9 protein-coding genes, 1 pseudogene and 1 riboswitch are annotated in these 11,478 nt (G+C 61.8%); of the genes and pseudogenes, 3 read left to right on the forward strand and 7 right to left on the reverse strand.

Annotated features, from left to right (window positions below; all coding sequences use genetic code 11):
• The 3 genes and pseudogenes from ACMWKA_RS25090 to dmsD form a co-directional block, all read left to right on the forward strand.
• Positions 1–68 (forward strand): annotated as a pseudogene (locus tag ACMWKA_RS25090) (dimethyl sulfoxide reductase subunit B); the annotation flags it as partial.
• Position 69: 1 nt separating this feature from the next.
• Complete coding sequence (locus ACMWKA_RS25095) at positions 70–924, forward strand: dimethyl sulfoxide reductase anchor subunit family protein (protein ID WP_340348231.1); 855 nt, start codon at positions 70–72, stop codon at positions 922–924.
• Positions 925–966: 42 nt separating this feature from the next.
• The gene (gene dmsD / locus ACMWKA_RS25100; protein ID WP_061771536.1) at positions 967–1,581 is read left to right on the forward strand and encodes a Tat proofreading chaperone DmsD; all 615 of its coding nucleotides are present in this window, start codon (positions 967–969) and stop codon (positions 1,579–1,581) included.
• A 14-nt stretch (positions 1,582–1,595) separates the two neighbouring features.
• Here the strand turns inward: dmsD and atzF are convergent, their stop codons facing one another.
• The 7 genes from atzF to ACMWKA_RS25135 form a co-directional block, all read right to left on the reverse strand.
• Positions 1,596–3,395 (reverse strand): allophanate hydrolase, encoded by a 1,800-nt coding sequence (atzF, locus tag ACMWKA_RS25105; protein ID WP_128310784.1) that lies wholly within the window; start codon positions 3,393–3,395, stop codon positions 1,596–1,598.
• A complete protein-coding gene (gene uca / locus ACMWKA_RS25110; RefSeq protein WP_414760687.1) occupies positions 3,392–6,994 on the reverse strand; it encodes an urea carboxylase in 3,603 nt (1,200 codons plus the stop codon). Before uca ends, atzF begins: the two co-directional genes overlap by 4 nt.
• A 151-nt stretch (positions 6,995–7,145) precedes the next feature.
• On the reverse strand, positions 7,146–7,778 hold the full coding sequence (locus tag ACMWKA_RS25115; protein ID WP_013096803.1) for an urea amidolyase associated protein UAAP2: 633 nt from the start codon (positions 7,776–7,778) through the stop codon (positions 7,146–7,148).
• Positions 7,779–7,788: 10 nt separating this feature from the next.
• Positions 7,789–8,496, reverse strand: coding sequence for an urea amidolyase associated protein UAAP1 (locus ACMWKA_RS25120; RefSeq protein WP_414760688.1), 708 nt, complete (start codon positions 8,494–8,496; stop codon positions 7,789–7,791).
• A gap of 11 nt (positions 8,497–8,507) precedes the next feature.
• The gene (locus ACMWKA_RS25125; RefSeq protein WP_013096805.1) at positions 8,508–9,284 is read right to left on the reverse strand and encodes an ABC transporter ATP-binding protein; all 777 of its coding nucleotides are present in this window, start codon (positions 9,282–9,284) and stop codon (positions 8,508–8,510) included.
• On the reverse strand, positions 9,281–10,096 hold the full coding sequence (locus tag ACMWKA_RS25130; protein ID WP_013096806.1) for an ABC transporter permease: 816 nt from the start codon (positions 10,094–10,096) through the stop codon (positions 9,281–9,283). The genes ACMWKA_RS25125 and ACMWKA_RS25130 overlap by 4 nt, the downstream gene beginning before the upstream one ends.
• A gap of 17 nt (positions 10,097–10,113) precedes the next feature.
• A complete protein-coding gene (locus ACMWKA_RS25135; RefSeq protein WP_095453058.1) occupies positions 10,114–11,172 on the reverse strand; it encodes a putative urea ABC transporter substrate-binding protein in 1,059 nt (352 codons plus the stop codon).
• 57 nt (positions 11,173–11,229) lie between these two features.
• Positions 11,230–11,328, reverse strand: a riboswitch (guanidine-I (ykkC/yxkD leader).
• Positions 11,329–11,478: the final 150 nt, after the last annotated feature.

The raw sequence follows: 11,478 nt of genomic DNA on the forward strand, positions 1-11,478 counted from the left end.
AACCTAACGCCAACAGCCGCCCGACGGGAGATACCACCGGCTATCTGGCAAACCCGAAGGAGGTGTGAGATGGGAAGTGGATGGCATGAATGGCCGCTGGTGATCTTCACCGTTTTTGGGCAGTGCGTGGCCGGGGCGTTGCTCGTCAGCGGTCTGGCATGGATGAGGGAGAGTGACGAGGCGGTCCGAACCCGCATCGTGCGCAGCATGTTCTTTTTATGGCTGGTCATGGGCGTTGGCTTTATCGCATCGGTGATGCACCTGGGCTCCCCGCTCAGGGCGTTTAACTCCCTGAACCGTGTTGGCGCGTCGGCGCTCAGCAACGAGATCGCGGCAGGCTCGGTCTTCTTTGCCGTCGGTGGCTTCTGGTGGCTGGTGTCGGTTATCGGTAAAATGCCGCCCGCGTTGGGTAAAGTATGGATGGTGGTGAGCCAGATCCTGGGGATTGTGTTTATCTGGGCCATGACCCGCGTGTATCAGATCGCTACGGTTCCGACCTGGTACACCGGCTACACCACGCTGGCCTTTTTCCTGACGATGGTGCTGGGCGGCCCGCTGTTTGCCGCCCTGCTGCTTCGCGCCGCTGGCACCGCCTTCAGAGGCACGTGTGCCGCATCGGTGAGCGTACTGGCGCTGCTGCTGAGCGTGGCGGTGATTGTGCTGCAGAGTAACGAACTGGCGACGCTACACAGCTCCGTACAACAGGCCAGCGCCCTGCTGCCGGACTATGGCGCATGGCAAGTTGGCCGTATCATACTGGTCGCCGCCGGATTAGGCTGCTGGCTGTGCCCGCTCATCCGGCGCCAGGAGCCGAAAACCCTCGCGCTCTTTGCAGGCCTGGCGCTGGTTGTCGTGGGTGAACTGATCGGCCGCGGTCTGTTCTATGGTCTGCACATGACGGTAGGTATGGCAATTGCCGGTTAACACAGGCGCGCGGGTTCGCCCGCGCGAGCAAGGAAGGTTGTAATGAAAGATGTCTCACAGCGTGAAGCGTTCGCGTTCAGCGCCCGGGTACTGGGCGCACTGTTTTATTATTCACCCGACAGCGAGCACGTTGCGCCGCTGGTCAACGCCCTGACCGCTGGCGACTGGGTTACGGACTGGCCGCTGCCGCAGGCGGCGCTGCGGCCCATCGCCGACACCTTTACGGTATCTGCCGATGAGCCCGTCACCGACGCCTGGCAACGGCTGTTTATTGGCCCCTATGCGCTGCCCGCACCGCCGTGGGGTTCCGTATGGCTGGATCGTGAATCCGTGCTGTTTGGGGATTCAACCCTCGCCCTGCGTCAGTGGATGCGGGAAAACCAGATTGCCTTTGAGATGCAGCAGAACGAACCGGAAGATCATTTTGGTACGTTGCTGCTGCTGGCCGCGTGGCTCACTGAGAACGGACGCGAGACGGAACGCGACCAGCTTCTGGCGTGGCACCTGCTGCCGTGGAGCACCCGTTTTCTCTCCGTGTTTGTTGAAAACGCCGGGCACCCGTTCTATACCGCACTGGGAAAACTCGCGCAGCTGACGCTTGCGGACTGGCAATCTACCTTACTGATCCCGGTCGCAGAAAAACCGCTCTACCGTTAACCGCGCTGGCTTGCTCACGCATGATGAGCAAGCCAGGCTCGCCAGCCACCGAATCGCGTAATCTCCTGTGCTCCCTCTAATCCTGCCTCCTCGCAGATAAACCCGGTCAGCCAGCGCCCGTCCTGAAGTTCGACTTTTCCCAGCCCCAGCGGTGCGGGGATCCCGGCCAGAAACGATCCCACTTCGCTGTGCGGTAGCGCCCACACCTCTACGGCTATTGCGGAACCCTGTTCTGTTGCCCGCACCATGCCTGGCCGTTTGCCGTCTGCCAGGGCAAAGAGCCGATAATGCGGGGCGCTGGTGGTGGCTTCTACATACGTCGCCCCGCGCTGGCGCAGTTGATGATTCAGCGCCAGCCCGTCCAGGTGCGCGCCGCACACCACCAGATACATCCGGTCATCGGTGGCGGTCGAAACAGGTGCATCCCCTTGCATCTCGCGCCCGCCGGGCAGGGTTAACATTTGGTGACGTTGTAACGCATCGGCCAGGCTGAGCAGATACTGGTCGGTAAACGCGCGGCCAAACAGCGTTATGCCGGAAGGCAAGCCGTTGGCCATAAACCCTGCCGGGACCGCCACGGCAGCGTAATCAAGCAGGTTCATAAAGTTGGTGTAAAGCCCAAGCTCAGAGTTGCGTTTGACCGGTTCCTCCGCCAGCTCGGCCAGACTCACCGGGCGCGGATAAGTGGGAGTTAACACGCACTCAAGCCCCGCCAGTATGGCATCGCACTCGCTTTTATAGGCCTGAAGCTGGTACTGCGCTTCAAACGCCGCTACCGCACTCATGGCAGGCGCTTTTTGCAGTACATTGCGGATCACCGGCAGCACCGCGTCCGGCTGTTGCTCAATCAACGCGCCCGCCACGTGGTAGCGCTCGGCCACCCACGGGCCGTCATAGAGCAGTTTTGCTGCCGCCAGGAACGGCGAAAAGTCGATGGTCACCGGCACGCCGCCAAGGGCGATCAGCCTCTCCTTTGCGGTGTGATACAGCGCCTCGCTCTCTGCGCAGCCGAGAAACTCCAGCGTGTCCGGCACGCCAAAGCGAAAACCGGCTGCCGGTACGCCAAATGCCTGCGCTCCGTTCCAGGACGGGTTAGCACGGCTGTAGTCATCACGCGCGTCTTTCGTCGCCGTCAGCGCCAGCAGTTGGCTGGCCTCCGCTGCCGTGCTGGTGAAGAACGTTACGCAGTCCAGCGTGCGGCAGGCGGGCACCACACCCGCTGTCGAGATCAGCCCTTTGGTCGCCTTCAGCCCGACCAGATTATTGAGAGAGGCCGGAACGCGCCCGCTCCCGGCGGTATCGGTGCCCAGGGCAAAGCTCGCCAGCCCCAGCGCCACAGCCAGCGACGAGCCCGCGCTTGAGCCACCGGACGGATACTCCGGATGCACACTGTTGCGACACGCACCAAATGGTGAGCGCGTGCCGTTTAAGCCGGTCGCGAACTGGTCGAGATTGGTTTTCCCCAGCGGGACCGCCCCCAGCGCGATCAACTGCGACACTATCGTCGCATCCTGCTCTGCCCGGTACGCAAAGGCCGGACAGGCGGCGGTGGTCTCAATACCCGCCAGATCGATATTGTCTTTAATGGCAAACGGCACGCCATAGAGCGGCAACGATGCCGGATCCACGCCGTCCAGCGCGGCCAGATACGGCTCCAGCTCGTCGGGCATGAGAAGATAAATAAAGGCGTTAAATTCCGGGTTCAGCGCCAGCGCGCGCTCGCGCAGGGCAAGGATAACCGCGCGAGGACGGAGCTGACCGGAACGGTATGCCTGCGCCAGAACATCAAGGCGTAAATCAAAAAGGTGCTTCATGCTGTTTTCTCCAGGACCACCACACACTGACCCGCGCGCACCGATGAACCCGGCTGCACGCGCACCTGGCTGACCACCCCGTCCTGGGTTGCGACCAGCGGGATCTCCATCTTCATGGACTCCAGTACCACCAGCACATCGCCTTCGCGCACGGTGTTACCGACTTCAACGTTTACCTGCCACAGGTTGCCCGATACCGGGCTGTCAATCCCGGCCTGTCCGGGTGCCAGCGGCGCGTCTTCGGCGTCTGTTACCAGCACCTCGCTGCTGTCAAAATGGGCCTGACCGTTGGCGGCCCAACGCTCACGCTCGGCGTCAAACGCGGCCTGCTGATGCGCGCGGAACGCCTCAATCTCCGGCGCCTCGTAGGCCAGGAATTGCTGATACTCCGCCAGCTTCAGCGTGGTGTGTTCGATGCGCAGCGGATAACGCCCCAGCGGGAAATCCCGGCGGATGGTGAGCAACTCTTCGGCTGAGACCGGATAAAAGCGGATCTGGTCGAAGAAGCGCAGTAGCCAGGGCTTGCCGCCAAAATCCTCCACGGCGTGATAGCGATTCCACATCTGCAGCGTGCGTCCGACAAACTGATACCCGCCCGGCCCCTCCATGCCATAGACGCAAAGGTAGGCCCCGCCAATACCCACCGAGTTTTCCGCCGTCCAGGTGCGTGCCGGGTTGTATTTGGTGGTCACCAGACGATGACGCGGATCGAGCGGTGTCGCGACCGGCGCGCCCAGGTAGACATCTCCCAGCCCCATCACCAGATAGCGGGCGTCGAACACCGTTTTATAGACCTCATCGATATTCGCCAGATCGTTGATACGACGGATAAACTCCAGGTTGCTCGGACACCATGGCGCATCCCGGCGCACGGTGGTCATGTATTTATCGATAGCCTTCTGGCACGCGGGATCGTCCCAGGAGAGCGGCAGCCAGACCACGCGCGACGGCACGTCCAGCGACGCCTGCCCGCATACGTCCTGCCACAGCCCGGCCACCGTCTCCAGCAGCGCTTCCAGACTCAGCGTTTCCGGCTGATAGTGAATCTGCAGGGAGCGGATCCCCGGCGTGAGGTCGATAATCCCCGTCAGCGCGCGCGTTTCCAGCGCCTGCATCAGAGCGTGGGCACGAAAACGCAACACCAGATCCAGTTCGGGCTCGCCTATCTCCAGCAGCAGATGGGTATCGCCGGATAACCTCGCCACCAGCCGTTTATCGTCCTCCCCCACCTCCAGCACCACCGGCGAGCTCAGCCCGACAGGTTGCCACGGCATGACCTGCGGCGTCAGGCTGGCGATTTGCGCCGCCTGCCCCTGCGCCAGCCGTCGGGCGGTGGAAACGTCCACCGGCATAAAGCGCACTTTATCGCCCGCTTTCAGCTGGCCAACCGCGTGTAGATCCGCCTCGATGACGGTGACCGGGCAGACAAATCCCCCCAGACTTGGGCCGTCGGGGCCGAGGATCACCGGCATATCGCCGGTGAAATCCACCGCGCCAATGGCGTACGGGTTGTCGTGGATGTTCGACGGGTGCAGCCCCGCTTCGCCGCCGCTGTCGCGTACCCATTCCGGTTTCGGGCCGATCAGACGCACGCCCGTCCGGCTGGAGTTAAAATGTACCTCCCACTCGGTAGCAAAAAAGGCCGCCATATAGCCCGGCGTAAAATACTCCGGCGCACCATGCGGACCGTAAATCACCCGCAGCTCACGCACCCCATCCAGGCTGGTGCGCAGGGCCTGCGGCAGCTCCCCGTCCGCGACAGGTTCGGTCAATGGGGACAGATGCAGCACGTCACCTGTGCGCAGTGCTCGTCCGGCGTGACCGCCAAACTGCCCGAGGGTAAAGGTGCTTTTGCTGCCCAGATAATCCGGCACCTCAAACCCGCCGCGCAGGCAGAGATAGCTGCGCACGCCGTCACCCTGAATATCGCCCATACGCAGCGTGCTTCCCGCCCGGACGCGGAAAACGCGGTTGTTTGCCAGCGGCACGCCGTCCAGCGTCAGCGCAATGGCTGCGCCGGTCACCGCCAGCTGCGCGTCGCAGTTGAATTTCAGCGTCGGGCCGCTGAGGGTGATCTCCAGCGCGGCGGCCCCCTCCTCATTGCCCAGCAGACGGTTGCCGAGACGCAGCGCCAGGCTGTCCATCGGCCCGGAGGGCGGCACCCCGACGGCCCAGTAGCCCGTGCGCCCCGGATAATCCTGCACCGTGGTTTGCGTCCCGGCGCTGAGCACCTCCAGCGTGAAGGCCTGATAGTCCAGCGTCTCTAAACAGCGGGTCCACGGCTCGCCACGGGCGAACGGCGGGAAGGTTAAAATCTGCTGCAAATAGCTGCGGTTGGTTTCCACGCCGTAGAGACGCGTCTCTCCCAGCGCGGTGTGCAGGACGCGGATCGCCGCCTCGCGCGTGGGCTGCCAGGCGATGATTTTGGCCAGCATCGGGTCAAAAAACGGCGGTACGTCGCAGCCGGACTCCATCCAGCTGTCGATGCGCAATGTGCGACGGTCGTTTTCCGGGAACACCACTTCGGTGAGTAGCCCTGGCGACGGCTGGAACTGACGGCCCGGATCTTCGGCGTAGACCCGCGCCTGAATGGCGTGTCCTTGTGGTTGCAGGCTGGCGCGCAGCTCCGCCAGCGGCGGCAGCGTTCCGGCCGCCAGGTCAATCATCCAGCGAACCAGGTCAACACCCCACACCTGCTCGGTGACGCCGTGCTCTACCTGCAGACGGGTGTTCACTTCAAGGAAGTAAAAGCGGGCCGTGTCGCTGTCGTAGACAAACTCCACGGTACCCGCGCTGCGGTAGTTGACCGCCTGGCCGAGTTTTATCGCCGCCTCGCACAGCGCGGTCTCCATGCCGTCCGGCAAGTTAGGCGCGGGCGTCTCTTCCAGCACCTTCTGGTTACGCCGCTGTACCGAGCAGTCGCGCACGCCGAGGGCAATCACCTCGCCTTTGCCGTCACCAAACAGCTGGACTTCCAGGTGACGCGCCCGCTCAATGTATTTTTCGATAAACACGCCCGCGTCGCTAAAGTTATTCTTGCCCAGGCGCACCACGGCATCGAAGGCGTCGCGCAGCTCTTCCGCGTGGTAACAGACGCGCATGCCGATCCCGCCGCCGCCCGCGGTGCTTTTCAGCATTACCGGGTAGCCCACTACCGCCGCAGCGTGAACGGCCTCATCGACGTTAGCCAGCAGCCCGGTGCCTTCGAGCATCGGCACGCCGTGCGCTTTCGCCAGCGCGCGGGCGGTATGTTTCAGGCCAAACAGGCGCAATTGTTCCGGCGTGGGGCCGACAAACGCAATGCCTGCGGCTTCGCAGGCTTCGGCAAATGCGGCGTTTTCCGACAGAAAACCGTAGCCCGGATGAATGGCCTGCGCACCGCTGGCTCTGGCGGCCGCGATGATCTTTTCGCTCACCAGATAGGTGTTCGCCGCCGGGCCTTCGCCCAGGCTCAACGCCTCATCCGCTTCCCGGATATGCAGGCTGCTGAGATCGGCTTCGGAATAGACCGCCACGCCGCGGATCTTCATGGCGCGCAGGGTGCGCAGAATGCGGCAGGCAATCGCCCCGCGATTTGCAATCAGGAGTGTCGTCAACATAGGTCAGACTCAATCGTGGCGGGTCGTCCCGCCGAAAATCGGCTCACCCATGGTCGTCCATGGGGAAAAAGCGGTTACGGCAGAATGCGTCCGGCGCGGACTGCAAACAAGCGATAAATGGCCTGGCGCAGGCGCTGCCAGCGGGTGGGTGTCAGTTCCATACCAGCACCTCTGCTGGCGTTGGATTCCAGCCGTTGCACGGGTTGTTAAGCTGCGGACAGTTGGAGATCAGCACGATGACGTTGCACTCGGCGCGCAACTCGACATATTTCCCCGGCGCGGAGATACCGTCCTCAAAGGTCAGCCCGCCCTGCGGAGTCACCGGCACGTTCATGAAGAAGTTAATATTGGCGGCAATATCGCGCTTTTGCAGGCGGCCATCGTGCAGGCAGGCGCAGAGAAAGTTATCCCGGCAGCTGTGCATATGGCGTTTATCGAGAGCATAACGCACGGTGTTGCTCTCCTGCGCGCAGGCGCCACCGAGGGTATCGTGACGCCCGCAGGTATCTGCCACGATGGTCAGCAGCGGGTTACCGAGGTTGGAGTACAGCACGCTGCCGTGGGTGAGATAAGCGTTGTTCTGGCGGCGCAGCGTGCGCTGTGCGTCGTAGCGCTCACGCGGGTTGTCCGCATTGTAAAACAGCGTGTCCACCGCCTGGTTGCCCTCCAGGTCGAGCAGGCGTAGCGTCTGGCCTTTCTTCACTTCAAACAGATACGGTTCCCCCGCTGGGATAACGTGGCGGAAGCTGGCATGCTGGGGATGTTTTTCGCTGGCAACGGTCATACACGGCTCCTTACAGGGCGAAACGTTGAGTGTTAGTGATGGCGCGTTCGTTTTCCGGGCGCGTCAGGAGGGCGTTAATCGCCCCCTCTTCATCCTCCGCCTGCCGCCAGCTCAGCTGTACCGGGCGCGGGGCGTACTCCCGGGAGAGATCCATCGGGTGCGGTAGCGCGGTCATGACAATCAGCGTGTCCATCGGCGCGAACAGCTCAACGTAGCTGCCCGGCTGCGAATGTCCGCTGTGGAAGCGGAACTGGCCGTTGTCCTCCACGGTGACCTTGCTGAAGAAATTGACCACCATCAGCAGATCTTCCAGGTTGAGATCCCACTTGCCCATCTCCACCAGCAGGTTGTCCGTACCGTTACGGTAGAAACCGTTGCGCAGCTCCTGATAACGCCCCTGACCGTATTTTTCCGCCACTTCGGCGGCATTCAGCACGCCGCCAAACGGGTCGTGCCAGCCGCAGGTGTCGGCGGTAATGCCCGCCAGTACGCGGCCCATGTCGGAGTAAAAGCAGTGTCCGGCGGTCAGGCGCGCGGTGTGCTGGCCTTTCAGCGTGTCGGGCAGGTTCAGCCGCTCGCTTTTCTCGTGCGGGTTGAGCATCAGCAGGCTGACGTTGGCACCGCCTTGCGTATCTGTCATGCGCAGGATCTGCCCGCGCTTCAGGGCAAACGAGAGGTGTCCCCCGCCGGGAAGCGTCTCTTCACGTAAAATCGTCATGGTATTCACTGTTACCCCCTTAAGGCATAAACGTTGTCGGGCGTGGTTCCGCTCAGAGCGGAGAGCCGCGTCTCGTTGAGCGGAATGTCGTAGGTAATGCGCGCGCCGTAGGCATTCGGTGCCTGCGGGTCGAGGCGCACTTTGTCAAACACCAGCAGCCGGGTGCCGAGGTTGAAGCCTTCAGACAAATCGTGGGTGACCATAAAGACGGTCATGCGGGTTTCGCCCCACAGCTGCAGCAACAGGGCGTGCATATCTTTTCTAATCCCCGGATCCAGCGCGCCAAACGGCTCATCGAGCAACAGCACGCGCGGCTGCATGATGAATGCCTGAGCAATGGCCAGGCGCTGCTGCATGCCGCCGGAGAGCTGGGCGGGATATTTATCCAGCGCGTGCCCGAGGCCGACTTTTTCCAGCATCTCCGCCGACCGTTCACGCACGGCGCGTTTTTTGCCCCCAAACAGCCGCCCGAACAGCGGCGATTGCGGCAGTTCAAGACCGATGGCGACGTTATCCAGCACGCTGAGGTGCGGGAAAACGGAGTAGCGCTGAAACACCACACCGCGGCTGCTGTCCGGCTCGGCGCGCAGCGGTTTGCCATCGAGGGTGATCACTCCCCGGCTGGGCGCTTCCTGACCAAGCAGCAGACGCAGGAAGGTAGATTTTCCGCAGCCGGACGCCCCCACCATTGAGCAGAACTCGCCCTCTTTCACCTGCAGGTTCAGGCGTTCCAGCACCACATGGTCGCCGTACTCCTGCCAGATATTGTTGATGGTGATAAAGCTCATGCCTTCCCTCCTTCCGCCCAGGGAAAACAGGTTTTATGCAACTGACGCAGGGCAAGATCCATCAGCCACGCCAGCAGGGTGATCCACAGGACGTACGGGATAATCACATCCATCGCCATGTAGCGCCGTACGAGGAAAATGCGGTATCCCAGCCCGGCGGTAGAGGAGATAGCCTCCGCCGAGATAAGAAACAGCCATGCCGACCCGAGCAGCAGGCGCAGCGAGGTCAGCAGCCTGGAGAGCAGCTGCGGAAGCACCACGCGCAGCACCAGCGTCCAGCTACTGGCCCCCAGCGTCTGGGCTTTGATGAGGATCTCCGGTGGGATTTCACAGGCGCGGTGCTCCAGATCGCGCGCCAGCATCGGGGTGATGCCGATGACAATCAGCATCACCTTCGACAGCTCATCCAGCCCGAAAACGATAAACAGCACCGGGAGTATTGCCAGCGGCGGGATCATCGACAGCACCGTCATCAGCGGCGAGAGCGATGCACGCCACAGCGGAAACACGCCCGAGGTAACGCCAATGCACAGGCCGATCAGTGAGGCGATCGCCAGCCCCGCCAGCAGACGCGCGAGGCTCACCAGGGTATCGACCCAGAACAGGTATTCACCGCTGCGTTTATCCGGGGTCAACGCCATCCGGGATAACGCGTCCAGCATTTGCTGCAGGCCGGGCAGCAGCTTGTCCTGCGGGTTGGCCTCCAGCCTGACCGCCGAGCCAAAAAAGTAGGCAGCCAGCAGCAGGACAAAAGGCAGCATCACGAGCATCAGCCGCATGCCGGGTGTGGGATGGCGATTAATTTGTCGCATGGAGACTCCGTCCGTTATCACAGCGTGCCGGCAGCGGCCATTTTCACGAAGCTGTCGTCAAAGCGCAGTTTCACGTTGCTGGCATCGCCCACCGTGACATTGCCCGGGAAGCGCATACCGATAAAATCGGCGCTCTGCGCGCCCTCGCCCAGCAGCCCTTTGTCGAAGGAGAACGACGCCACGCGCTGCATGGTTTTCGCCAGATCCGGCGACGTGACAAACGCCATGTTGTCCTGCGGGGTATAGAACAGATGGGTGGTTTTGAGCTGCGCCTGATACCCGGCGAGATCGGTCCCGGAGGCGGCGGCCATCGCATTCAGCGCGCCGGCATCCTGCGCTTTCATCAGCCCCATCATCTCGTACCATGCGCCAGTGAGTGCTTTGCCCAACGCCGGGTTGTCTTTCAGGGTCTCGGTGTTGACCACCATCATGTCGATAAGCTCACCCGGTACCTGCGAGGAGCTGAACACTTCGGTGGTGTTTGGCGTGCCTTTGATGACGGAAAGCTGCGGGTTCCACGCCACCGCAGCCTGCACACTGGCGGTCCCGAACGCAGAGACGATATCTGCGTCCGAGGTATTCACCACGGTGACGTCTTTCTCTGCGAGCCCGGCTTTTTCCAGACCGCGCACCAGCAGATAGTGGGACACGGAGAGCTCAGGCAGGTAGACCTTCATCCCTTTCAGATCTTTCAGGGTTTTGCCCTTACCTTTCATCACTACCCCGTCGTTGCCTTCCGAGTAGCTACCGAGGATCAGCGCCGTGGTGTCCACCCCGCCTGCGGCCGGTATGGTCAGCGCATCCATATTGGTCATGGTGCAGCCGTCAAACTGCCCTGCGGTGTACTGGTTGATGGATTCGATATAGTCGTTGAGCTGCACAACGTTGATTTTGATGCCGTATTTGCTGGCCCATTTATCGATGATTTTGCTACTGCTGATGGTGCCCCAGGGCATCCACCCGGCGTAGATGGTCCAGCAGACGTTGAACTCTTTTTTCACAGCGGCGAACGTGGGGAGACTGACCAGCATTGCCAGCGACAGTACAAGAGAGCGGAGTAATGGCGTTTTTTTCATGCTTGACCTCTGAGTGGCACAAAATTAGGGGGCAGCGCGACACCGTCTGGTGCTGCTGTCTCCCGGGCTTTTGTCCCGCCGTGTAACCTCTCAGAGGTCGCCAGCTCTTGGACCAGCCATCCACCGTGGTGAACCGGAACCCTAGCCAGCTATTGTTCAAATTGTGGTGTGCTGCCCTTTCACGGTTGATTAAGCAAGGGGTGTGCCAGGATGGTTTTGCTTTGTTTTTTAGTAGGTTGTGGATTGCTGCGGGTTGGGTTTCACTGTTTTGGGGAGCGGGTTTGGGGGGTGTGCACTGCGGTGGGG

The organism is Enterobacter sp. 03-F-07-AD-ECC, assembly GCF_047530935.1.
GTDB classification, from domain to species: domain Bacteria; phylum Pseudomonadota; class Gammaproteobacteria; order Enterobacterales; family Enterobacteriaceae; genus Enterobacter; species Enterobacter cloacae.

Excerpts from the sequence above, each read along its gene's own strand:
- ACMWKA_RS25095 (WP_340348231.1), top strand. The coding sequence starts at position 70 with ATGGGAAGTGGATGGCATGAATGGCCGCTGGTGATCTTCACCGTTTTT.
- dmsD (WP_061771536.1), top strand. The coding sequence starts at position 967 with ATGAAAGATGTCTCACAGCGTGAAGCGTTCGCGTTCAGCGCCCGGGTA.
- atzF (WP_128310784.1), bottom strand. The coding sequence starts at position 3,395 with ATGAAGCACCTTTTTGATTTACGCCTTGATGTTCTGGCGCAGGCATAC.
- uca (WP_414760687.1), bottom strand. The coding sequence starts at position 6,994 with ATGTTGACGACACTCCTGATTGCAAATCGCGGGGCGATTGCCTGCCGC.
- ACMWKA_RS25115 (WP_013096803.1), bottom strand. The coding sequence starts at position 7,778 with ATGACCGTTGCCAGCGAAAAACATCCCCAGCATGCCAGCTTCCGCCAC.
- ACMWKA_RS25120 (WP_414760688.1), bottom strand. The coding sequence starts at position 8,496 with ATGACGATTTTACGTGAAGAGACGCTTCCCGGCGGGGGACACCTCTCG.
- ACMWKA_RS25125 (WP_013096805.1), bottom strand. The coding sequence starts at position 9,284 with ATGAGCTTTATCACCATCAACAATATCTGGCAGGAGTACGGCGACCAT.
- ACMWKA_RS25130 (WP_013096806.1), bottom strand. The coding sequence starts at position 10,096 with ATGCGACAAATTAATCGCCATCCCACACCCGGCATGCGGCTGATGCTC.
- ACMWKA_RS25135 (WP_095453058.1), bottom strand. The coding sequence starts at position 11,172 with ATGAAAAAAACGCCATTACTCCGCTCTCTTGTACTGTCGCTGGCAATG.